16 protein-coding genes are annotated in these 25,763 nt (G+C 40.7%); 7 read left to right on the top strand and 9 right to left on the bottom strand.

The genetic code is table 11. From position 1 onward, the window contains the following. The first annotated feature begins 44 nt into the window (after positions 1–44). Both OCV82_RS04240 and OCV82_RS04235 read left to right on the top strand, forming a co-directional pair. Positions 45–1,847, top strand: a complete 1,803-nt coding sequence (locus OCV82_RS04240) for a MutS family DNA mismatch repair protein (RefSeq protein ID WP_154043271.1) — start codon at positions 45–47, stop codon at positions 1,845–1,847. A 67-nt stretch (positions 1,848–1,914) separates the two neighbouring features. Beyond that, on the top strand, positions 1,915–2,103 hold the full coding sequence (locus OCV82_RS04235) for a DUF6722 family protein (RefSeq protein WP_154043270.1): 189 nt from the start codon (positions 1,915–1,917) through the stop codon (positions 2,101–2,103). Between the two features lie 130 nt (positions 2,104–2,233). On the opposite strand, the gene OCV82_RS04230 is transcribed toward OCV82_RS04235, so the two are convergent. Further along, complete coding sequence (locus OCV82_RS04230) at positions 2,234–2,539, bottom strand: GNAT family N-acetyltransferase (protein WP_154043269.1); 306 nt, start codon at positions 2,537–2,539, stop codon at positions 2,234–2,236. Between the two features lie 373 nt (positions 2,540–2,912). Here OCV82_RS04230 and OCV82_RS04225 point away from each other — a divergent pair, with 373 nt between their 5' ends. The 3 genes from OCV82_RS04225 (at position 2,913) to OCV82_RS04215 (ending at position 7,603) form a co-directional block, all read left to right on the top strand. Then, positions 2,913–4,019, top strand: coding sequence for a DUF3575 domain-containing protein (locus OCV82_RS04225; RefSeq protein WP_262542918.1), 1,107 nt, complete (start codon positions 2,913–2,915; stop codon positions 4,017–4,019). Then, positions 4,016–5,089 (top strand): DUF5119 domain-containing protein, encoded by a 1,074-nt coding sequence (locus OCV82_RS04220; protein ID WP_154043267.1) that lies wholly within the window; start codon positions 4,016–4,018, stop codon positions 5,087–5,089. Before OCV82_RS04225 ends, OCV82_RS04220 begins: the two co-directional genes overlap by 4 nt. Before the next feature lie 63 nt (positions 5,090–5,152). Further along, positions 5,153–7,603, top strand: coding sequence for a glycosyl hydrolase family 18 protein (locus tag OCV82_RS04215; protein ID WP_154043266.1), 2,451 nt, complete (start codon positions 5,153–5,155; stop codon positions 7,601–7,603). Positions 7,604–7,699: 96 nt separating this feature from the next. Here OCV82_RS04215 and OCV82_RS04210 read toward each other — a convergent pair whose 3' ends face one another. The 8 genes from OCV82_RS04210 to OCV82_RS04175 all read right to left on the bottom strand — a co-directional run bounded on the left by OCV82_RS04210 (position 7,700) and on the right by OCV82_RS04175 (position 17,692). Continuing rightward, on the bottom strand, positions 7,700–11,092 hold the full coding sequence (locus tag OCV82_RS04210) for an ATP-binding protein (protein ID WP_154043265.1): 3,393 nt from the start codon (positions 11,090–11,092) through the stop codon (positions 7,700–7,702). Continuing rightward, a complete protein-coding gene (locus OCV82_RS04205; protein ID WP_154043264.1) occupies positions 11,076–11,654 on the bottom strand; it encodes a DUF4194 domain-containing protein in 579 nt (192 codons plus the stop codon). The genes OCV82_RS04210 and OCV82_RS04205 overlap by 17 nt, the downstream gene beginning before the upstream one ends. Beyond that, positions 11,651–13,111, bottom strand: coding sequence for a DUF3375 domain-containing protein (locus OCV82_RS04200; RefSeq protein WP_154043263.1), 1,461 nt, complete (start codon positions 13,109–13,111; stop codon positions 11,651–11,653). Before OCV82_RS04200 ends, OCV82_RS04205 begins: the two co-directional genes overlap by 4 nt. Positions 13,112–13,396: 285 nt before the next feature. Continuing rightward, positions 13,397–13,705: a hypothetical protein gene (locus OCV82_RS04195; protein ID WP_154043262.1), complete on the bottom strand. Its 309-nt coding sequence runs from the start codon at positions 13,703–13,705 to the stop codon at positions 13,397–13,399. Positions 13,706–13,978: 273 nt separating this feature from the next. Then, positions 13,979–15,547: a peptide chain release factor 3 gene (locus OCV82_RS04190; RefSeq protein WP_154043261.1), complete on the bottom strand. Its 1,569-nt coding sequence runs from the start codon at positions 15,545–15,547 to the stop codon at positions 13,979–13,981. An 85-nt stretch (positions 15,548–15,632) separates the two neighbouring features. Then, complete coding sequence (rfbD, locus tag OCV82_RS04185) at positions 15,633–16,490, bottom strand: dTDP-4-dehydrorhamnose reductase (protein WP_154043260.1); 858 nt, start codon at positions 16,488–16,490, stop codon at positions 15,633–15,635. After that, the gene (locus OCV82_RS04180) at positions 16,487–17,029 is read right to left on the bottom strand and encodes a DUF4924 family protein (RefSeq protein WP_154043259.1); all 543 of its coding nucleotides are present in this window, start codon (positions 17,027–17,029) and stop codon (positions 16,487–16,489) included. The genes rfbD and OCV82_RS04180 overlap by 4 nt, the downstream gene beginning before the upstream one ends. A gap of 3 nt (positions 17,030–17,032) precedes the next feature. Next, on the bottom strand, positions 17,033–17,692 hold the full coding sequence (locus OCV82_RS04175; protein ID WP_154043258.1) for a LysE family translocator: 660 nt from the start codon (positions 17,690–17,692) through the stop codon (positions 17,033–17,035). A 158-nt stretch (positions 17,693–17,850) separates the two neighbouring features. Between OCV82_RS04175 and purL the strand changes: the two genes are divergently transcribed. Together purL and OCV82_RS04165 are read left to right on the top strand one after the other, a co-directional pair. Then, the gene (gene purL, locus OCV82_RS04170; RefSeq protein ID WP_154043257.1) at positions 17,851–21,555 is read left to right on the top strand and encodes a phosphoribosylformylglycinamidine synthase; all 3,705 of its coding nucleotides are present in this window, start codon (positions 17,851–17,853) and stop codon (positions 21,553–21,555) included. Positions 21,556–21,768: 213 nt separating this feature from the next. After that, positions 21,769–25,731 (top strand): hybrid sensor histidine kinase/response regulator transcription factor, encoded by a 3,963-nt coding sequence (locus OCV82_RS04165; RefSeq protein ID WP_262542908.1) that lies wholly within the window; start codon positions 21,769–21,771, stop codon positions 25,729–25,731. The last annotated feature ends 32 nt before the right edge of the window (positions 25,732–25,763 follow it).

Genomic DNA, 25,763 nt, shown 5'->3' with positions numbered 1-25,763 from the left:
TTCAAAACTTTATTATCTTCGCAGGCAAAACAAAAACAAGAATCATGAAACCGCAGGAATGGTATAACAACAATCTATCGGACACTAAACAGAGTCTGAACAAGGTAAACAAAACCATATTATATATAAGTATTATAAGGATACTGCTCTTCGTAGGCTGTATATCGACTGTCATCGCATTATGGAGCCACAGCATACAGACTATCATAACAGGAGCCTGTTGTACACTTGTCCCTTTCCTTATAATGATAAAGGTACACAGCCGTTTCTTCATTCGCAGACAATGGCTGGAAGTAAAGGCTGAAATTCTAAACAAGGAATTAAAAGGACTTAACAATGATTATTCAGAATTTGATGAGGGCAAGGAGTTTGCCGATACAGAACATCTTTATTCATTCGACCTTGATATCTTCGGCCGCAAATCACTATTCCAGGCAATAAACCGTACATGTACGTACATAGGAAAAACTACTTTGGCGGAATGGATGAAAAAACATTTACGCAAAAAAGAAAACATAGAAGAAAGACAGGAATGTGTAAGAGATTTGGCAGAAAGAAATGACTTCAGAATGAATTTCGCTATCACAGGTCTTATAAACAGAAGTGAAAACAACGATGACAGCGACATCCGCAAATGGGCAGAAACGGAAAGTTCTCTCACAAAATCTACTTGGGCGAAAGCATTGATATGGCTGGTTCCATCCATAAATATAATACTGTTGGTATGCGGACTGGCGGACATAATCTCCATGTCATGGTTCGGACTTGCTTTTTCATTTTTCGTAATACTCAGTTTCAGTGTTATTAAGCGTGCCACTGCACTTCAGGAAGAGTATGGCAAAAAACTTAAGACACTAAGCACATATGCCCGCCTGATAACATTGACACAAAACGAGGAATGGAATGCCAGAGGAATAAAGGATATAATAAAAAGACTTGAGATAGACGGAAAATCTCCTGCCGAAGCCCTAAAGGCACTGACTAAAGAACTGGACAGACTAGACTTGCGTAATAATCAGATTATGTATGTAATACTCGAAGGAAGCATGTTCTTCCAGTTGCGCCAGATGATACGTATCGAGGCATGGAAAGACCGGTACGGAAAATACCTCTCAGGATGGCTGGAGGCAGTAGGAGAACTGGACGCACTCTGTTCGCTCGGAACATTTGCCTACAATCATCCCGGATATCAGTATGCTGAAATCACAGATACTCCATTCTGTTATGAGGCTGAAGAGCTGGGACATCCGCTGATGCCTAAGGAGCAATGCGTAAAAAATGATGCACTGATTCCTTCAAGACCTTATTTCCTCATTATCACAGGTGCCAACATGGTGGGAAAAAGTACATACCTGAGAACAATAGGCGTGAACTATCTGCTGGCATGTATCGGTGCACCGTCGTGCTGTAAAAAAATGAAAATCTATCCGGCACAGCTGATAACAAGTCTGCGTACATCAGACTCGCTGAGCGATAACGAATCTTATTTCTTTGCAGAACTCAAACGTCTGAAAAGAATCATTGACATGCTCAACAGGGGCGACGAGCTGTTCATCATCCTCGATGAGATTCTTAAAGGAACAAATTCTACGGACAAGCAAAAAGGTTCGTTCAGCCTTATACGCCAGTTTATGACTCTAAAGGCAAACGGTATTATTGCCACTCACGATTTGCTGCTCGGTGAACTGGTAAAATATTTCCCTGACCAGATAAGGAACTACTGTTTCGAAGCGGACATAAAAAACAATGAGCTATACTTCAGTTACAAGATACGTGAAGGTATAGCCCAAAATATGAATGCATGCTTCCTTATGAAGAAGATGGGGATTGTGATAGAAGATAATTAACTATTACACAAAGAATTTGCAAAGTTGACAGATGTTTTTTATTTTTGTCTTTATATATAAATACATTATGTGGAAAGAGAAGTTAGGAGCCTATCTTATAGATGTCTCAAAATATGTGTTGACAGGTATAGTAATAGCATCTTTATTTAAAGATTTGGGCGAAAGCAAACTATTAATATATGTCTTAGGTTTATTAGTAGCTTGCTCAACACTCTTAGCGGGTTTAGTATTAAGTAATAAGAAGGAGGAAAAATAATGGAAGCAGTATTTGTTTTATCAGCAATAGGACTACCATGCGTAATATTCCTGATATGGTGTCTTACACCTCCGGGAAAGAAATGGTTAAAATCAAACCATATGATTTAAATAATGTATTGCGCAATCGTTCAGATTGCGCAAGTACCCTTACCACCATAATCACAACTAACATCGCCCTGATATTCCGGATGACGCTGCAACCACACTACGGCATAAGCACATGTAGCGACCGGTTTCAGACATTTACAGCGTGCATAATCGTATGCAGCCTTTACAAGGGCTGATGCTATTCCGCGTCCGCCTATTTCTTCGGACACTATGGTGTGGCGGATATCAAGACCGCCGTCTTCTGTCAGCTGATAAGCTACATGAGCGGTATAACCGTCCACTTCCACCTTGAACTGTTTTTTTGCTTCGTCGTGTACAATTTCCATAAGCTATAAATTTTAGTCAGATTAACTTTAAATTTCGAGTAATACAAAGTTATAAAATTCATCGCTATTATACTGTAATTAGACGCTTTTTATCGAAAAACAAACGATAAATAAGCCATAATAGCAAATATTGGAAACAAAATAGCTATTTTTAAACACTATACACACCTTTCTACTACTACTTTTGCGCAAAAGAAATCAATTAATTATAAAAAGAATACTTAAATCACATTTATAGTATCTTTTATAATTACACAAAAACGGGCTAACTAAAACTTTGTAACCATATTGTTCAAGATGTTCCACATTTTAAATGTAAAGACATCGGAACTACAATCAATACTGTGATATGATAATACACCGTCTAAAAATAATGATTTTTATAATTGCACTAGTAAGAATATCAATACTAGTCTGCAACGCACATTCCATCACAACAGACGAAAACACTATATCAGAAAAAGATTCAGTCATTCTATTCAGATTCATACCTGGAAACAAGATTTTCTACTCTCCATTCAAAGGTAATGAAGAAGCCATAACATACACCGTACAGCTTATAAACCAGCACCGTAAAGATATTGAAGCAGGACGAGCTCATTTATTGATACGTGGCTTTTGTGGTTCATTTCCTACATTTAGAGAAAACCTGGCAGCAGCAAAAGAGCGTAGTAATCATGTAAAGTCCTGGTTTATAATACATAACGGTATGAAAGAAGAGTATTATCTTACAAAAAACAGCACCAGCAGTTATAAGAACATGAAAGATGTTGTGGCCTTGATAGGAATAAACTTTGTTGAAGGGTACACTCCTGAAAAGACACAGTATGACAACAAATCATATATAGCAGATACAAACAAAATAAATGACAGTTTTCAGAGATTACAGCCATTCAGAAAACTATATGAAAATCAGCCTGAAATTATTCTAACAGAAATTCCTCAAAAAAAATATAAGGACAAACGATGGTATCTGAAAACAAACATTATATATGATTGTGCAATTATGCCATCATTAGAGATAGAATACCGTATCGACAGAAAATGGTCGGTAGGAGTTGAAGGCAATATGGCTTGGTGGCACAATGACAACAAACACAAATACTATCAACTAGCCACCATACTGCCGGAAATACGTTACTGGATACACAGAAAAAACAATCTTCACGGACATTATGCAGGTCTGTTTGGAGGAGGAGGTTGGTACGACCTGGAAAATGGCAATACAGGATATAGAGGCGAAGGAGGAATGATATGTATAAGCTACGGATATATGTTTCCTATAGGTAAAAACCTTGCATTCGAAGCAGGTATAGGTGCCGGTTTTATGACTACAAAATACGATCAATATATTCCTATTGACAAACACTACGTTTATGAACAGACCAACCGCTTCAATTATTTTGGTCCGTTAAAAATAAAATTTGCTTTGGTGTGGAACATAGGCTGGGGCACTGTCAAGAAAGGAGGTAAATCATGACACTATACCATAAAACTATAAAAAACTATCCGGATATACTGTATTGTATTTTCCTCATTCTTTTCATTAATATGATGCTGAGTTCATGCCGGAAAGAGTTGTGTTTCAACCATGAGGAACATGCTTTGTCTGCAAATGCCGATGTTCAACTACAATGGATGCAGGAATGGGAAAATCCGTATAAGGCAGGAACAGATGGATTTGACTGGAAACGAATATGGAGAAAAGAAAACTGGCCAGGCAGTTACGAAGACTATAAGCCAAATGTATCAAAAGGTATCCGTACGCAAATACATACAGGAGGTTCCCGACCGATAACAAACAATCTGAAAAATTCAGGAGGGATACTACCTATACCTCAGGGAGAACATGAACTGTTATTCTACAGTAACGACACAGAATATATTGTATTCAGCAATACCGATAACCCGGTAACAGCTACAGCCGGTACGCGTATTCGCACAAGATCCGGCTACAAGGCTCCTGAAGGATATGAACATGAGCAGACCGTCAATCCACCGGATATGCTTTATGCCTCATATATACCTGAATACAAAGCTGATTTGTCTATCGAGACAGAACATCTGCCTGTAACGATGTTTCCACGTACATATACCTACCTGATACGCTACAAGTTCAAGTCAGGTCTGGAATATGTGTCCCGTGCAAAAGGGGCACTTACAGGCATGGCAAACAAGACTTATTTACACGACGGGCACACAGACAACGCAACCGCTACACTACTTTTTGACTGCAAAATAGACGAACTAGGCTGTAATGCAAAAGTTATGTCGTTTGGTGTACCAAATTTTGCTTACAAATCAAATGAATACACAGATGATGCCGAGAAACTGCATTTCGTGCTAAATCTTGAAGTTATACTGAAAAACGGTAAACACCTTAATTACTATCTTGACGTCAGTAAATACATGCGTGTACAACCGCGTGGCGGCATACTGCTTTTTCCGGACATAGAAGTTAGTGATAAGGACGGCAACGAAAGTTCAGGTAATTTTGATATAGATATAGGAGACTGGGAAGACACAATAGACATACCATTACCAATATAATGAACATATATTTTTATAATACCAAATAATAACTTTAAGTTTTACCTTTTAACTATTTTTATCGTGAAAAAGAATTTATTTTTGATGGGTATGGCTGCAATGACTTTGGCAAGTTGTACCAACGAAGTGCTGAAAGTGGCAGACATGCACACAATTGGTTTCGATGCATTTGTAGGCAATACGACAAGAGCTGTAACAGAAGTGAAAACATTGAATAATTTCTATGTTTTCGGGAAATACTGTACAGACAATACGTCTTTTGACGGTCAAATTTTCAACAATGAACTTAATACCAGCACCTATTACTGGCATACGGGAAATTACTACCGCTTCGGTGCTTATGCAGACGGCGAAGCTGGACAAATCATAGATGCCAGCTACGACGCCACATCACAAAAACTGACTTTTCCTAATTATACACCTAGTGACGACAAGGATCTGGTTGCTGCAGTAAGTTCAGCAGATGCAGTCTCCGGCATACCTTCTACCCCTGTTTCATTATCATTCAGCCACATGCTGAGCCAGGTCGGCTTCACTTTTAATACAGAACTAAAAAATTATACACTGGCTATACGAGATATAAAAATCAAGAAAGCTATAAAAACTGCAACAGGTATCTACGAGGATGGTAACATCAAATGGGATGGTAATGCAGAAGCAGATGTAGCCTATACTTATGATGACATTGCAAATCTGGCAGGCGAAACATCAAGCAAGGCTTCGCAATTCAAGCTTGTAATTCCACAGCAACTTCCTACTGACGAAACATCAAAAGTAACAGTTTCATTTACAGCCAGCATATCTGGAGGCGGCATGTCACAAGAAGCAACAAAATCATTTGAATTAGAACTGGCATCACCAGGTGAAGGAGGATGGAAACCTGGATTCCGTTACAACTACACCGCGACAATCAACGGTGACAATATAACCAACATGGAAATTATTGAGTTCAAACCTGAAATAGATAACTGGGAAGACGGCAACACTACTGAAATTGCTCCTCAAAAGATTATCAGTTCATACGTCAGACCAAACTTCTATGAAACCGATCGCGTCTATACAGAAAGTATGAATGCATGTAATGACCTGATATTCATGACAGCAAGCCCATACGCAAACGGTGACATTTATTTTGAAACTCCTGATAACACAGCTACTTTCACAGAAAGTGGTGTTACAGCAACTGATGAATTCAACGGAAAGAAAGGGGTTATGCATTTTGACGGAACAGGAGAAATGAACGCAGGACACGGTCTTCTGAACTCTGCGACAAAAGGTGTCAACCAGTTTACATTTGCTACATGGATATATCTAGACGAATGGACTTCTGGTGCAACTCTCTTTTCCAAGGCAGCAAGTAGCGGAAACAACAGGACTTCACTTACACTTGGCGAGACAGAAGGTAATTTAATTTTCAGAATAAACGACCAGACAGCAACACTCAGCAACAGTAATATAGTACCAGGGAAATGGATACACATAGCTATGACATATGGCAATAAAGGTACTTTGCGCCTATATGTAAACGGTGATGACGCATCTGCAACAAGTGGTACTATTAGCGTAAACGAACTTCCTTTCATGCAGACAGAAACTAAATTAGGTAAAGGTCTGAAGGGATATATCGACGAAGCTTATTTCAACTTCCTACCTCTTGGAGGCGGAGACATCAGAACTATAATGAATGCCGAAGGAAAACTATCATATAAAAGCTGGAATATTTGCAAGACTCAGGCCTATTGGACATTCGACAAAGAAAATCCTGGAAAGGATAATCATACATGGGTCACTATTCTGAATGATTTACGTACCAAACTTAATCCTGGAATAAAATTACGTATCGGTATAGCATCTGGTGGATGGCAAGTCATGTGTGATTCTCCAGCCGCCAGACAAAAGTTTGCCAATAACGTGAAAAATGTATTGGAAACATATAATCTTGATGGTGTAGATCTGGATTTTGAATGGCCTGCAAACAACGAAGGTGCTTTCAACACATACAATCAGACAGTTATAGCTGTAAGAAGCGCTATCGGCTACGATTATACATTCAGCGTTTCATTACATCCAGTTTCATATAAGATGTCACTAGAAGCAGCCAAAGTTGTAGATTTCATCTCAATACAGGCATACGGTCCATCACCAAACCGTTTCCCAATATCACAGTTCAAAGCTGATGCACAAGCTGTACTGGCCTGGGGATTCCCTAAAGATAAAATTGTAATGGGAGTACCTTTCTATGGAGTTACTAAAGATGGCACAAAAAGTACTGAAGCTTATTGGAACTTTGTGCAAAACAATCTTGTAACCTCAACGTCTCAAAACGAAGTGACTTACAAAGGAAAATTATTCATATATGATGGAGCAGATGCCATACGTGAGAAGACAAGATATACTATGGAACAAGGCATGGCAGGTATGATGAGCTGGGACCTTGCAACAGATGTCACACTCAGCCATGAATATTCATTATTGAAAGCTATGTTAAAGGAAATACCTGCACAGCCACAATAAATTTTCAGTAAAGAATATACAATATAAAACTGTGTCCGCAAGCAAGTCAGATTTTGCTTGCGAACACAGTTTTTTAGTTTTATAAAAAATGAATCATCAGAACAATGTTCCCGGATTCTTTTCTGCCCTCCACTGCTCTATAGGCATACTGTAAAGCCATGAGGTCTTTTCTTCCTTACGCTCTACGAAATACACATACGAGATGTCATTCTCTACGATATGTATATTATCGTTAGGAGTAACCACAAGGAGCTGCAGATGAAGCTGCTTGCAAAGGTCTATCAGATAGCGTGCCTTATCCTCGTCCTGCGCCTTGAAAGCTTCGTCGATGGCAATGAAACGGAATGAATTGTCCTGCATTCCGCTCTTTGTCAAACCGAACTGGTATGCAATGGCAGAACCGAGGATGGTATAAGTGAGCTGCGCTTTCTCTCCTCCCGACAAGTGTCCCATGTTTTCGTATGTTGTTTCCTTATTTCCTGTATTACGGTTGAATTCCTCTGCCTTATAAGTGAACCATGAACGCACATCCATCACTCTGTTTCTCCAGTCCTCATTTTCCAGACGTTCCATAAACGGCTGGATATGGTCGCGGAAATGTATCTTACGCCCGTCTATCGTAGAATTGATTTTCTGCACATTAGGCATAGCCTCATCCATCAGACGGCGGAACTCTCTGACTTCTTCATTTATCCTGGTCTGCATAACCAACTGAATATAGGTAGCCGGCTGCTTGCGGTAATCAATACCATGAAGTGATTCGTTCAGCATACGTATATTGTCATCTATCGCACTCTTCCAGTTGATGAAGAACATACGGAAATCACCCACCTTGTCGGTAAGCGTTTTCTGCAGATAATTGTCGAACTGCTTTTCATATTTCGGCAGGTTTTCCCTCTGCAGACGGTACAACATTTCCTGATACTCGTCTATAAGGTCGATATTGTCAGCATCAGGCAAGGCATTAACGTCCGAACGCCAGTCCTTGAACTTCTCTGTAATATATTCCGAAGGATATTTGAAATCACGGATATGGTTCTTCGCCTTGTCTTCCGCCTCACGCTTCTTATTAAACAGTTTATTACGTTCGCGGTCATTACGGCTGATGAATGACTTGTATTCCTTATCAAGATCTTCGTATGTACAGTTCTTCAGTTCTTCATAAGCCTGCTCAAAGTCGGAAAGAAGAATAGAACGCATTGATGAAATAGCCTTCTGACATTCTTCCATCTCATTTTTCGTTTCCTTTATATTGGATTTTATATCCGAAATCTGGCTCACCTTGTCGCGTATCTCTTCCAGCGAAATCTTACGTATTGCCTGACGTACCTGCTCCAACTGTTTCTGAAGAGCCTGTATGGTATTATTGTTCTTTTCCAATTCAGCCTTGTCGGAAAGTTTCTCCTGCAGACGTGTGGCGTATTCTTTCCAGTTTACGGCATCGAAGTCCTTAAACATATCCACCAGTTTCTTGCTCATGTCGTAGTCATACTGGAATTTCTGTTTCTCGGAATTTATATCATTCAGCTTGGCCATCAGCTCTATGTCTTTCTCCTGAAGTTCCTTTATCTCATGTTGAAGCAGGGATATCTTGTCCTGATTATCCCATCCGAGGATATAATTTGCCTTGCTCACTACCTGAGGACGGTCGTCCTTCTCATGCCTGTCATGTGAGAACTTAATAAGCCCCTCACGCGTAACAGCCTTCTCCTGATAGCGTTCGAACTCCTCAAGATTTTCCACGCACGCATAGTTGTATTTATTGAATATGGTATCGCGTATCCACTCCTCATATTCAGAGTCGGGACGTATTTCAATCTTGTCGAGCAGTCTGGCATCGTCAGCTGTAAATGTTTCCATACCTGCAAGCGAGTTGTAAGTACGATAGCGGTAATAAGTAATCCTTCCTTTCAGATCGTTGGAATTCAAGAACTTGTTTACCTCATGATAATACTGGTCAGGCACAAGCAGATGCAGGGCAAAGTTGTGAAGGATTTTCTCAATGGCACCCTCCCACTCCATTTCGGCAGGATTTACCCTTATCAGCTCACCGATGAAAGGTATCTCATCCTTTGTGGCTCCGGTATGTTCGAGTATCATTTCGCGTATCTCCGACTCACGTCCTGAAATATTGTTCTTGTTCTTCTTAAGAGATTCGATGGTCTTGATATACTCATCTATTCTTTGACCTATTTCTTTTCTTTCATTTTCGAAAGTTATAGTCTCTCTGATTTTCTGCTCTATACCGGCATTCATGCTTTCCAGACGTCCTGACACAGAGTCACGCTGACTTATGAAAGTATCCTTGTCGGGGTCAGTAGTGAGCGACAACACAGATGCCACCGAGTTATATTCATCCATACGAGACACGCGCTCATCACGGAGTTCTTCCAGGCGCTTGATCTCCTGCTCCATTTCCTTTATCTTCATGCCCACTTCATCATTCTCTATGGCAAGGGCTATGGAACGTTCGTCCTGACGCATTCTGTCTTCGTCGTCACGAAGTTTCTTTTCCTCTTTTTCAAGACGTTCCTGCTCCTGTTCCAAAGAATCCACACGTTCCTTACCCAGTTCTATAGTCTTACGGGCAAACCAGTAATCAATGCTTTCCCTGTCCATGGAAAGTTGCTTGATTTTCTGGGCATATTCTTTTATCTCGTCTGCATATTCTGATATAGGTGTAAGTAACTCAATCTGTTTTCCAGCCTTTTCGATATTGGTCTTTGCCTCCATCAGAGTCTTGAAGCTGTCTTTAAGCATTATATACTGCGACTCAGCATGCTGCTCTTCAAGCATATTGGTACGGATAAAATCATCGAGGTCGTCTAGTACCTTCACACCCACTATCTGATTGAACAATGAAAGAGCCTTGACGGAACGCATACCGAAAAGCTGTGTGATACGGTCGGCATAGCCTACAGGTCCTTCGAAGAATTCCACCATCGTGCGGTTCCCCTTATGCGAGCTTTCCAGACGCCGGCGCCACATACCCTTTCCGTCGAACGGTTGGAAGTCAGTCTTTATATCCAGTTCGCAATGAGCCAGACCGAAGGTACGTCTTAACTCTCCGCCCGAAAACCAACGTACCTGAAACACCGTAACCACACGGGTATCGGTATTGGTAAAAGTGGCAAGAAGCACAGAGTATGCCGAATGGTCGCGCAATGACTGTGTGCTTGCACCGCTTTCGCCTTCGCGCTGAATATTTCCATAATTACCAAGAACGTATGTCTCCTCTGTTCGGTTACCTTTCTTCTCCACTCCCGACGACTGGTTATAGAACCTGTCCTTCTTGGCAGGTACCATCAGAGTGAGTAGAGCATCTATTATGGTACTCTTTCCCGAAGCGTTTGCTCCCGTAAGCAGGGCATTGTTTCCCTGGGGCTCCATGCGGAAAATCCTTTCGTGAAATGTTCCCCAGTTGTATATCTCCATGTATTTCAAACGAAATCCCGACGTATCGGAACCGGTACTAAACAGACTCAACATATTCTTGCAGTTTATCCTTAAATTCTTGTAGTTTGTCCAATGTTACTTTCTCTTTAATTATTCTGTGAATCTGGTATGTATTCACATTGTCTCGCTTTATCAGTTTCAGATATCCCAGCGACACTATACGGTTGATATATGTGTCTATCTCGCTGAGTAACTTCACTCTGTTGAAACGCTCCGGAAGGAATATCTCTATTCGCTCCTTCAACTCGTCGGCACTGACAAAACGCTCTGTAGCATACAGTTCGTCCATATTGCTATCGAACTCTTCAAGCATCTGCCTTAAGATAATCAGAATCACCGATATTTCGAAACCAAGCTGCTGGCGAGGAATAAGTCCTGTGGTCCTATCCTCATCATCCACTATCTGCTTGATATATGCAAAACCTTCATCGCGCTTCACTATCAGCTCTATACCAATATTTGCGAGATACTTGTTTATCTCCGACTGATAGTTAAGGATGTCCTCCCATGCGTTCGTGTCTGTTACCTCTACGGGACCTTTAAGCAGGCGTACTACGGTACGTCCGTAAGGTGCTATTATAGAATCTATATTCATTTTAAGATAATAATTTCCGGTATTACTATTGATTTCTTCAACTCGCTGTTAAACGGTATTGTTTGTGTACGGTCGGCATTAATGGTATGTCTGAATCCGCGTATCACACTGATATATCCGAACAGCTCTGCCAGTCCTTTTTCCAGTCCTCCACTCTCCTCTACCACGTCGGACAGAGAAACCTGCTTGCGACGCTTCAATGAATCGTGAATTCTTTGTTTGAGTATCGAACGATCCACTCCATGACTTACAAAAAGCTTGTCGGCATGTTCTGCCTCGGCAATGTCCGCACTTGCTATTTCTATCACATTGTTATAGTTCACATCGTCAGTCTTTTCAAGAGTAAGCTTTCTCTCTATCGGCATGGATATTTCCGGTATAGTCTCCAGTTCGAGCGACACATCGGGTTTTATATTCTGGCTTGCCAACTGAAGTAGTACCGACTGTATATCCTGAATAACACGTTTCGATGCAGCCGACTGAGAATTATTGTTTTCGCAGATGATACGGCTCAACTTTTCAGCCATCTTGTCGTTTGCCTGATATACTTTCTTTCCGCTGTTATAAAGATACTGCTTCATATTTTTCAGGAACATATCTTCCTGACGGATCTGCGACGGATCGATGGAATGATACAAATCGTCAACCATATTATCCCATGCGTCCTGCATGGATGGTGTCATAAGGAAATCCCAAAAAGCATAGAAACTTTTTCCCTGCGAACTCTGCTGAAGCTTGTCAAGTGCATCGAACGTATATCCAAGGATATCACCTTTCGAAACGTCTCCCTCGGCATGTTTCTGATATATGGATTTTGTAATGGACTTGAAATTGTCTTCCACTTCCTTGAAATCGGAAAGAAGTTCCTTTGCCGTACGGGTAATGTCTCGGAAACGTGGAAGTACCTGATAGTCTTCATAGACCATTGCCGACTCGCCTGCTCTAAGACTCTGGATCTGATGCTCTATCTCCAACTTTTTCTGCTCAAGCATTCGGATACGTTCTTCAGGATCCTCGTTGGTAAACTCAACAAGTTCCTTTATCTGTCCGTAAAGGTTCATAAACTTCGACTCCGTTCCCACAAATTCATCCTTCTTCAAACTGAGAAGCCAGTCTATCACCTTGCTGGAATACGACGAAAGCTCATAGAACACCTCGCCGCTTTCTTCCTGATAATTGCGGAGAAAACCTTTGTCCGTCCATTTCTGAATATACTTGTATGCTTTCTCATCGTATGAGTCGAACACATTTATATCGTTCTCCTCATCCTTTTCCAGATTAATGGAAGAAAGATAATCTGAAAGTCGCATTTTCAGTGAATCATATGCCACAGGCTCTCTGTGCTTATAGAATGTTTCGTACAGAAACAATACAATAATCTCCCTGTTGCGCAAACGCAAAAGTTCCGCGCATGGGGAATCGTTCAATATATCGGACAATAGCTGGGTTTCGGACATGTTTTTTTATTCGAAATAAGTTATCATACAAAGTTAGCTATAAAATCCGACACTGCAATGAGAGCTACCCAAAAAGCATATTTTAAGCGTGCGCACGTTTCACTTAAAACGGGCGTTCATTCGAAACAAAGCGTGCGCACGCTTTAGATCAAATGTGCGCACGCTTTTTTCAGTGCTTTCTAAAAGGAAATAAACAGCAAAAAATTCTATTAAAAAAGATGAGACAATTTAATTCACATCACAAAAAAGTTCATCAATCAAAACTGATTTATAACTCTACCAAGGTTATTCAAGTACTTCGCCTTTTTCATTGAACAAAACAACACCTTCTTCACCTTCGGCATCAACCAGAGTTACCTGATAAACAGCTGTTCCGTCTTCTGAAACTTCAACTGCTGCAGATTTAACAGTAAAGTCCTTATAACTTTTTGCCAATACTTCCTGAACTGCCTTAGGAAGATCCTTGATTTCTATAGGTTTAAAATCGTTTACATTTGTTACTACAGTAACTTCAGGTGATGAAAAACTTGAAGCGAATGCAACTGTTGTTCCTAATCCCATTACCAATGCTAATGCAAAAAATACTTTTTTCATAATTCAATAGTTTTAAATGTTAGACAATTAGTTTAGTTTTCGTAGAATTAAGTGCAAAGTGCATGCCAAAAAGTTTACACCACATATAACAAATTAATAACCAATACATTAAATCAAAATTCAGATTTTCAGATTTTAAACCGGAATAAATATAGATGTGTAATTTTATACACAATATTGTGGAATAGGATTGTTTATGGGTAAAAATTACTCACAAGAACGGATATAAAAAAAGCCGCTTTTGAAGCGGCTTTTTTTATATTAAAATTTTAATCAGAATTCAGAAGTAAAGTGGAACTTGATGTGTTTGAAATCCATCTGTGCCATCTGCAGTACATATCCACTGTCTGTCAGGAACACATCTCTTCCATCACGGTCTTTTGCCATATACTGGTATTTACGTTTCTTGAATGCCTCAAGCTCTTCCGGATCATCACTTTCTATCCAGCAAGCCTTATAAAGACTTACAGGCTCCCAACGACATTTGGCATTATATTCATTTTCCAAACGATACTGGATTACCTCAAACTGCAACTGACCTACAGTACCAATAATCTTGCGGCCGTTGAACTGGTTGACAAAAAGCTGTGCCACACCTTCGTCCATAAGCTGGTCGATACCCTTGTTGAGCTGTTTTGTCTTCATCGGATCGGCATTCTCTATATATTTGAACATCTCAGGAGAGAAGCTTGGGAGACCTTTGAAATGAAGGTTTTCACCTTCAGTCAGTGTGTCACCAATCTTGAATGTTCCGTTGTCCGGCAAACCGATGATATCTCCTGCCCAAGCCTCATCCACTGTAGTCTTACGCTGTGCCATGAACTGTGTAGGCGAAGAGAAACGCATTGTCTTGTTGTGACGTACATGCAGATAAGGGGTGTTACGGGTAAACTTGCCTGAACATACCTTACAGAATGCCACACAAGAACGGTGGTTAGGGTCGATATTGGCCGTTATCTTGAAAATAAATCCTGTAAACTTAGGCTCATCCGGATTTACAGTACGTTCTACAGCTGTAACAGGACGAGGACTAGGAGCAATCTCTACGAAGCAGTCGAGCAATTCCTGAACACCGAAGTTGTTGAGCGCAGAACCGAAGAACACAGGAGCTACATCACCTTTAAGATATTCTTCTACATTGAATTCAGGATATACTCCATCAATCAGTTCAAGCTCGCCGCGGAGTTTGTCTGCAAGATCATGACCTATATGATTGTCCAGTTCCTCTGTATTGATATCTACCTCTACCTTCTCTGTTACAACCTGCTTAGAAGGCTGGAAAAGGTTCAGTTTCTGTTCATATATATTATATACACCGCGGAAACGTGGTCCACTCTCGATAGGCCATGTAAGAGGACGTACCTGGATAACAAGTTCTTCTTCAAGCTCGTCAAGCAAATCGAACGGGTCCTTGGCTTCGCGGTCCATCTTGTTGACAAAGATGATAACCGGAGTGTTACGCATACGGCACACTTCCATCAGTTTTCTTGTCTGGGTTTCCACACCTTTCGCACCATCAACAACGATGATTACACTATCCACAGCAGTAAGTGTACGGTAAGTGTCTTCGGCAAAGTCCTGGTGACCCGGAGTATCAAGGATATTAACCTTATAGTCGTTATAGTCGAACTCCATCACAGATGTGGTTACGGAAATACCACGCTGCTTTTCGATGTCCATCCAGTCGGATGTAGCTGTTTTCTTGATTTTGTTTGATTTTACCGCACCGGCTACCTGAATCTGACCTCCGAAAAGCAAGAGTTTTTCTGTCAACGATGTCTTTCCGGCATCAGGATGGGCGATAATGGCAAACGTACGTCTTCTTTCTATTTCCTGATTCATATATTATTTAGTTGTTAGTCGTTGGTTGTCAGTTGTTAGATCTAAAAACTAAGAACTAATATCTAACAACTCGTCTTTTAAATCTTTATTTCATTAATATCTCCATACATTCCTTGAGACTGTCCATCCAATATGGTATCTCTATCCCGTAAGTCTCCTTAATCTTGGTCTTGTCAAGCACAGAATAATGAGGACGTGTAGCCTTTGTAGGATAATCCTCTGTATGAAGCGGTTTAACATTGCATCCCTGAATGCCTGCAATAGCATGAATTGCCTTGGTAAAATCATACCATGAGCATACACCTTCGTTGCTGAAATGATATACTCCAGGAACTATTCCCTTGTTTATGGCTGCAAATATTGCCACAGCTAGGTCGCGGGCATATGTAGGAGTTCCTATCTGGTCGAATATAACGCCCAATGTATCTCTTTCCCTTCCCAGACGCATCATTGTCTTTACGAAATTATTTCCGAAAGAAGAATACAGCCATGCGGTCCTTATAACCATTGTTTCAGGACAATACTTGAATGCTTCCTGTTCTCCGCCAAGTTTGGTCACACCGTAAACAGAGTTTGGGCATGTCTCTTCATCCTCACGGTATGGAATATGTGCCGTTCCGTCGAATACATAATCGGTTGACACCTGAATAAGGTATCCGTTTCTTGCTTTTGCAGCCTTGGCAAGGAAGCCTGGAGCCTGCTGGTTAAGCATCCTACAAAGTTCAACATTATCTTCTGCCTTATCCACTGCAGTATATGCCGCACAATTGACAATAATATCTATATTGTTCGACATTGCATAATTCATTACAGCCTGCTCATTGCAAATGTCAAGTTCTGCCACATCAGTGAAAAAGTATCTGTACTGTAGATATGATTCCGACAGGATACGCATTTCATTTCCAAGCTGACCGTTGGCGCCTGTCACGAGTATATTTTTCATAACTCCAATTCTCCTTTCTTATCTTTTATATAATAATCGGCAAGAATAGCCAGAAGGTCGCTTATCACTTTAATGGCTTTCTGTGTTTCCTCGCTTATTTCCTTTTTCTGAAGTTTCAGCATAAGTACGCCATACATGGCATCAAAACATGTTTCCAGCTCCGGAACATCCTTATCCGCACCTTTTGCCCTAAGTTCTACAATAAAAGGAAGGGCCTTATAATATGCTGCACTATAATATGGATATTTAGGAGAGCGGAGCAATTGCAAATGCAGGTCTGTAAGCCAGACTATTATATTCTTGTTTATCTGGACATGACCTTTCTCCATCACACCCTCGTCGTGCATCATGTTTGCAAGATCCTTATACCATTGGAACAGTGTCGCTTTCTGTTCTTCCGACACAGGATATGGATCGACTATATCCTTCTTTATCCTGTCCATATCAAAATGATACGCACGAAGCAAATCTTCTATCTGCCACATATAAAGCAGATATTCAGCTATATTCTGCTGTTTTAACTGTTGAGATATATACATATATCAATATAATGAATTTCCTAATAATGCCAAAACCAAGCCTACTATAGAGGCTACTATTACAATGATACCAATAACACGGTTTAAAATCCAAATGCCACGGACATTGAAATGATTACGAACTTTATTAACGAAATATGTAATGCTGAACCACCATGTCAGAGCACCTAACACGATAGCCAGATATCCAACCAACTGAAAACCGACAGGACTTCCTGGCATGACAAATGAAAATCTTGCAAAAAGACCTACAAAAAGAAATATAATCAGAGGATTGGATAATGTAACAAAAAATGCTGTGATGAAATTATGAAGATATGAACCGCGTTTACCGGAAACCGGACGCAAAGCTTTTACAGGGTTACTTCTGAATGTATAGATACCGAAAGCCAGAAGCATTATACTACCTACTATCTGCAACAAAGTCTGGTGCTTGATAATAAGCTCATCCATAAAGCTCATGCCGTAACCCGTTATCAATGAATAGCCTATATCGCTCAATGCAGCGCCAAGACCAGTTACAAAACCGAACCAACGTCCCTTATTCAGTGTTCGCTGAATACAAAGAACGCCAACGGGTCCGAGTGGTGCCGAAACCACTACCCCAATAACAAAACCCTTTACCAATAAATCCAGTATAGTAACTTGCTCTAACCAATTCATAGTGCAAAGATGTGACTTTTTTGCGAAAGTACCTATAATTCATGTAGATTTTCTTTCGTAAAAACAGGCTTTTATGTACCTTTGCAACATATTATATATGTTTTTTATTTGTTTTACAATTACAGAATGTCTTTAAACTCAAAAACAATATAAATGTTATGATTCTATTTTTCAGAACCCCTAGTAAAAGCGTGATTGCTACTTCATGCAGTCAGGAATTGAATGCTGAAGACATCAAAAAGTTATGCTGGCTTTACAGTGACGCAACTGTAGAGACTGAAGATAACCTGAAAGGATGCTTCATCGGTCCACGCCGAGAAATGATTACTCCATGGAGTACGAATGCCGTAGAGATCACTCAGAACATGGGTATAAGCGGAATACGCCGTATAGAGGAATATTTCCCTGTAAAAGATGAAAACGCTGAATACGACCCTATGCTTCAGCGTATGTACAAAGGCTTGAATCAGGAAATATTTGATGTGAATATCAAACCGCAACCTATTATTTACATAGAAAACCTGGAAGAATATAACGAGCAGGAAGGTCTGGCTCTCTCACGCGAGGAAATGGACTATCTGCTTAAAGTGGAAAAAGACCTGGGACGCAAGCTTACCGACTCAGAGGTGTTCGGTTTCGCACAAATCAACTCAGAACACTGCCGTCACAAAATATTCGGTGGTACTTTCATCATCGACGGACAGGAAATGGAATCATCACTCTTCCAGATGATCAAGAAAACAACAAACGAAAATCCTAACAAGATTATTTCAGCATATAAGGATAATGTAGCATTCGCTGAAGGTCCTGTTGTGGAACAGTTCGCTCCGAAAGATCACTCTACTTCTGATTATTTCGTAATCAAAGATATCAAGACTGTTATCTCACTGAAAGCTGAGACTCATAACTTCCCTACTACTGTAGAACCGTTCAACGGTGCATCAACTGGTACAGGTGGTGAAATCCGCGACCGTATGGGTGGTGGTAAAGGTTCATGGCCTATCGCCGGTACAGCCGTTTACATGACTTCTTATCCTCGTTCGGAAGAAGGACGCGAATGGGAAAACATTCTTCCTGTACGCCAGTGGTTGTATCAGACTCCGGAACAGATTCTTATCAAGGCTTCAAACGGTGCTTCTGACTTCGGTAACAAGTTCGGTCAGCCGCTTATCTGTGGTTCTGTACTTACATTCGAACATCAGGAAAACAACGAAAAGTATGCTTACGACAAGGTTATCATGCTTGCCGGTGGTGTAGGTTACGGTACTCAGCGTGACTGCTTGAAGGGTAGCCCTGAAGCTGGTAACGAAGTTGTGGTTCTTGGTGGTGACAACTATCGTATCGGTCTTGGTGGTGGTTCTGTATCTTCTGTTGAGACAGGACGTTATTCTTCTGGAATCGAGCTTAACGCCGTACAGCGTGCAAACGCGGAAATGCAGAAACGTGCTTACAACGTGGTTCGTTCACTTTGTGAAGAAGATGAAAACCCTATCGTTTCTATCCACGACCACGGTTCGGCAGGTCACGTGAACTGTCTGTCTGAGCTTGTAGAAGATTGCGGTGGTCTTATCCACATGGACAAGCTTCCTATCGGTGACGAAACTCTTTCTGCTAAGGAAATCATCGCAAACGAATCTCAGGAACGTATGGGATTGCTTATCGATGAAAAGGCTATTGACCACGTAAGAAAGATTGCTGAACGCGAACGTGCTCCTATGTACGTTGTAGGTGAAACTACAGGCGACCACCGTTTCGTATTCGAACAGGCTGACGGCGTCCGTCCATTCGACCTGGCTGTTGACCAAATGTTCGGTTCTTCTCCTAAGACATATATGGTTGACAAGACCGTAGAACGTAAATATGAAAATGTATCATACGATGCGGCAAAACTGAACGAATACGTTAGAACTGTTCTTCAGCTTGAAGCTGTAGCTTGTAAGGACTGGTTGACAAATAAGGTTGACCGTTCGGTAACAGGTAAGATTGCACGTCAGCAGTGTCAGGGTGAACTTCAGTTGCCATTGAGTGACTGTGGTGTGGTAGCTCTCGACTATCGTGGAAATGCCGGTATCGCAACAGCTATCGGTCACGCTCCTCAGGCTGCACTTGCAGATCCTGCTGCAGGTTCTGTTCTTGCCGTTTCTGAAGCTCTGACAAACCTTGTATGGGCTCCTTTGGCAGACGGTATGGACAGCATTTCTCTTTCTGCCAACTGGATGTGGCCTTGCCGCTCACAGGAAGGTGAAGATGCAAGACTTTATACAGCTGTGAAGGCTTTGTCTGACTTCTGCTGCTCACTTCAGATAAACGTTCCTACAGGTAAGGACTCATTGTCAATGACTCAGAAATATCCTAACGGAGAAAAGATTATCAGCCCGGGAACAGTAATCGTTTCTGCAGGTGGTGAAGTAAGCGACGTGAAGAAGGTGGTTTCTCCTGTTATGGTTAATAAGGAAAAATCTACATTCTATCATATAGACTTCAGTTTCGACCAGTTGCGTCTTGGAGGTTCTGCTTTTGCTCAAAGCCTCAACAAGGTAGGTAGCGATGTTCCTACAGTACAGAACCCAGAATACTTCCGCGATGCATTCCTCGCAGTTCAGGAACTTATCAACAAGGGACTGATTCTTGCAGGTCACGATATTTCTGCCGGTGGTCTTATCACTACATTGCTTGAAATGTGTTTCGCTAACACAGAAGGCGGTATGGAAATCGAACTTGACAAGATTAAATGTGATGATATTGTCAAGATTCTGTTTGCAGAAAATCCGGGTATCGTTATACAGGTAGCAGATAAGAACAAAGCTGAAGTCAAGAAGATTCTTGAAGATGCAGGCGTTGGCTTCGTGAAACTTGGTAAACCGACAGAAGAACGTCATATCCTCGTTTCTAAGGATGGTGCAACTTACCAGTTCGGTATCGACTATCTGCGCGACGTATGGTATTCTACTTCATACCTGATGGATCGTCATCAGAGCATGAACGGATGTGCCAAGAAGCGTTTCGAAAACTACAAACAGCAGCCTGTTGAATTTGCATTCAACCCTTCATTCACAGGTAAGCTTTCTCAGTTCGGACTTGATCCTGACCGTCGTACTCCAAGCGGTATCAAGGCTGCTATCATCCGCGAGAAAGGTACTAACGGTGAACGTGAAATGGCATACATGCTTTACCTTGCAGGATTCGACGTTAAGGACGTTACAATGACTGACCTTGTAAGTGGTCGCGAAACATTGGAAGACATCAACATGATTGTATTCTGCGGTGGTTTCTCTAACTCTGACGTTCTTGGTTCTGCTAAGGGATGGGCCGGTAGCTTCCTGTTCAATCCTAAAGCTAAAGCAGCTCTTGACAACTTCTACGCACGCCAGGATACATTGTCACTCGGTGTATGTAACGGTTGCCAGCTGATGATGGAACTCGGACTTATCACTCCTGAAGACAAGAAGAAAGGCAAGATGCTTCATAACGACTCACACAAGTTTGAATCTAACTTCCTTGGCGTGACAGTTCCTATGAACCGCAGCGTAATGTTCGGCTCATTGAGCGGTTCTAAGCTCGGTATCTGGGTAGCTCACGGAGAAGGTAAGTTCTCATTGCCTTATCCTGAAGACCACTATAATGTAGTTCTGAAGTATTCATACGATGAATATCCTGGTAATCCTAACGGTTCAGACTACAGCGTAGCAGGTATCGCTTCACAGGACGGACGTCATCTTGCAATGATGCCACACCTTGAAAGAGCTTGCTTCCCATGGGAAAATGCTTATTATCCAGCAGAACGTCTTGGTGAAGACCAGATTACTCCATGGATGGAGGCATTCGTAAATGCTCGCAAATGGGTTGAAGCAAACAAGAAATAATACGTAACATTTTGTTATTAATAATATCAAAAAGGTTTTCCCGGGTAAAATCGGGAAAACCTTTTTTTCGTTTTATTTTGATTTCCAATCATTTTTAGCGACATTTGCAATGTATAACTTCATAATGCCATGTTTTATAGAATTGTCCTTACATTTATCATATTATTCTCATGTATATTAAATTCATACACTCAAATATACAAATACATTGACATGAAAGACGGCCTCAGCAGCCGACGTGTCCTATCTATATGCCAAGGAAATCAGGGATATATGTGGATTCTGACACACAAAGGTGTGGACAGATTCGACGGAAAGAATTTCAAGCACTACCAACTGACGAGAAATAACAATACAGTAAACTTCTATCCAAACCTTAATCAACTTGCCACCGACGCCGAGAACAAACTATGGGAAGCGGGAAAAGATGGATACATATATAAATACGAGGAGATGAGAGATTCATTTCGTCTTGTATTCGACATGAAACAGACATATCCGCAATACAAGGATCTACCCGTATCTGCCATATATTTTGGTCATAATGAAATATTAATGACTTGCGATAAAGATATTGTTATTTACAATACGGAGAAAGACAGCACTTCATGTATTACCAATCTGCTAAATGAGGATATTTCATACATAGCACAGGATGAAAATCCCGGTGAATACTTTCTGGCGTCAAAAAGACATATTTACAAAATCAAGAGAACACCTTCCGGCACATATTCTAAAGAAAACTATGGCTTGGATGAGGTTGGATTGATAGATTACATTTATTACCACAAAGAAACCGGATATCTGATTATAAACTCCCTTATAAATGGATTATACCTTTATGATACGGATAAAGCCATTCTACATAATGTAGGTAAAGTATTGACAGACGTAAGCATAAATACAATAAAGCCGTATGGCAGTTCCGGATGTGAAGTTCTGATAGCAACAGACGGAGACGGAGTTTATAAGCTGAACCTGAAGGACAGAACTTTCGCCAGCTTCCTTACAGAGGACTATTCCAGACAGAACAGAATGAATGGAAGCATTGTCAAGGACTTATGCATTGATCATGACGGACGTATATGGAATGTAATTTACCCTACCGGTATCACTGTATATACAGAAAAATATCAGCCATACGAATGGATCAGACACTCCAAAGACAATAGTAATTCACTAATAGACAACAGAATTAATGCCATTATGACCGATTCGGATGGCGATGTATGGTTTGCTACCAGCAATGGTATAAGCTGCTTTGACCGCTCGGCAAAGAAATGGATAAACTATCTGTCATCATTTGCTAAAGATTCGAAGAATGATAACCATATATTTACGTCTTTATGCGAATACAAAACGGGAGAGATACTGGCAGGAGGATATATGTCAGGAATATACCGAATAAACAAAAATAGCCAAACAGCCGACTATGCAATCAGACTGTCACCTGATAATGACGAAACACCTGACAAATATATAAGAAGCATAATTCGCGACTCTGACAATATACTTTGGGGAGGTGGCTTCCAAAGCCTAAGGATGTATGATCCTCAAAATAAACGTACAAGCATGTATCCATCAACATATCCGATAACATGCATAAAGGAAAAAGACAAAAAGTCATTATGGATAGGAACAATAGACGGACTGTACATTTTCAGTAAGCCTGAAGAAAAGCTGGAAAAATTCAGAACAGAAGAAGAAACCGGGTGTGTAAATTCCATATGCATTACTCGGGATGGGAGCTATACATTCGTAGGAACGTACGGCAACGGACTTTTCATCATAGACAATATTTCAGGAGAGGTAAAACATTATACTACTGCAAACTGTAGCCTTATTACAAACAACATTTACAGTCTGGTAGAAAACAAATATGGCGACATAGTTCTGGGAACAGAAAACGGAATTTCCCTATTCAGCATCAAGGACAAAATGTTTACAAACTGGACAGGGGAACAGGGCCTTTCAGCATATAACTTCAACCAGGGGGCTGCCGTAAACACTGGATATGGAGAGATTATATTAGGTAGTAATGACGGAGCAATTGTACTTGCTGACAGTATGAAACTGCCTGAGAAATTTTCTTCTCATATGGTTCTTGACAACCTTAGCATAATGTACAAGCCTGCATACCCGGGCGAAAAAGGTTCGCCATTGAAAAAACTGCTTGACGAGACATCAATCCTGGAGTTGGAATTCAATCAGAATACCTTCTCAATAAACGTATCTTCTGTCAACTACGACAATCCGTCAAACATCTATTATACCTGGAAACTGGAAGGCTTCTTCGACGAGTGGAGCAGTCCCAGTGAAGATGGAATGATAAGATATACTAACATATCACCTGGAGAATACAGACTAAGAATAAGAGCAATACTTCTGGACAACAACCAATTGCTGGAAGAGAGAAACATCAGTATTATCATTAAAAGTCCTATATGGCTTACTTCATGGGCCATAATGCTTTATATAGTATTAATATTCGGAGCGGCATTTTCACTTTACAGATATAAGATGATAAAGAAAGACAGACGTATATCGCAGGAGAAAATAAATTTCTTTATACATACGGCTCACGACATACGTACACCACTTACACTTATAAAAGCGCCTTTGGGAGAAATTCTGAAAAAAGAGAAGCTTTCGTCCGAAAGTACCATGAACATAAACCTGGCTCTACAAAACACAGACAACCTTTCGGAACTGGCGAACAAACTGATGAACTTCCAGAAAGAGGAGCTTTACAGTCCGCAAGTCAGCGTAAAAAAATATGAACTTAATTCATATCTTAAAGAGTATCTTCAACAGTTCAAAAACTATGCTGAGCAACAGGAGGTTACTTTGAAATACGAAAGCGATTTCAATGAGCTGGAAGTGTGGATAGACCGTAACAAAATGGATTCGATATTAAGGAACCTTATATCGAACGCCATTAAATATACTCCCAAGGGTGGATATGTGGACATAAATGCATCACATAATAAAAAGAACTGGAATATCGACATAACCGACACCGGTATAGGAATACCTAAAAAAGACAGGAAGAAGATGTTCAGATATATGTTCAGAGGACAGAACGCAACAAACCAGCTTATCACCGGTTCAGGTATCGGAATGCTTCTGACATGGAGGCTAATACGCAACCATGAAGGACGCATATCGTTCACCAGTGAAGAGAATTCCGGTACAAGCTTCCATTTGTCGTTCCCTATCAGAAGCAGAAAATACATATATCGTGATGAAAATCCGGAAGAATGGAATGAAGCAAACATACAGGAAGGATGGGCATACACCATAGCTTCACAAGAAGACCAGCAGACAAAATCCACTGTCACACAAACGGAGAATAATATCCCGGAGAATGCTCCGCACATTCTAATTGTAGAAGATAACGATGTGTTGAGAAACTTCCTGATGCAATCGTTGGCAGACACATACCACACATCCGGTGCAGAAAACGGCAAAGAGGCCCTTGACACAATAAGAAAGAAACAACCGGATCTGATTATATCGGATGTAATGATGCCTATAATGAACGGATACGAACTATGTAGAGCAGTAAAAGGTAATATGGCAACCAGTCATATACCGTTCATTATGCTTACTGCCCTTGGCGAAAAGAAGGATATTATTGACGGTCTGAAGACTAAAGCAGACCTGTATATAGTAAAACCGTTCGACATAACCCTTCTGAAAGCCAATATCAGCAATGTTCTTGAAAACAGAGACCTGATAAGGAAAAGGCTTCAGGAACTTATAGTATCCCTGCCACAACAAAAAGAAGATACGGACGAGAATTCTATATCATCAGAAGAAAATGACGTGCCGGAAATGATTTCCACACTTGACGAAGAGTTTATCCGTAAAGTGACCGGACTTATAAAAGAAGGACTTGGAAAAGGTCTGAATGTGGATACCTTATGTGCAGCCGTAAACATGAGCCGTACAAGTTTCTACAACAAGATCAAAGCACTTACAGGTGAACCTCCAGCCGAGCTTATCAGGAACATACGTATGCAGGAAGCTGCCATATTACTGAAAACAAAGGAATATACCGTATCAGAGGTTTCAGACATGCTCGGATTTGCCGACCCGAAATATTTCGCAGATACATTCAAAAAATATTACGGTGTTCCTCCTAGAGATTATATGAAATCAGTTAATAACTAAAAACAGAGAAATAAGCTAGTTCTTAATTAACG

The sequence above is a fragment of the Bacteroides cellulolyticus genome, from assembly GCF_025567135.1.
Classification (GTDB): domain Bacteria; phylum Bacteroidota; class Bacteroidia; order Bacteroidales; family Bacteroidaceae; genus Phocaeicola; species Phocaeicola cellulolyticus.
The sequence above is the reverse complement of the archived record's forward strand: the minus strand, read 5'-3'. Positions and strand labels throughout refer to the sequence as shown.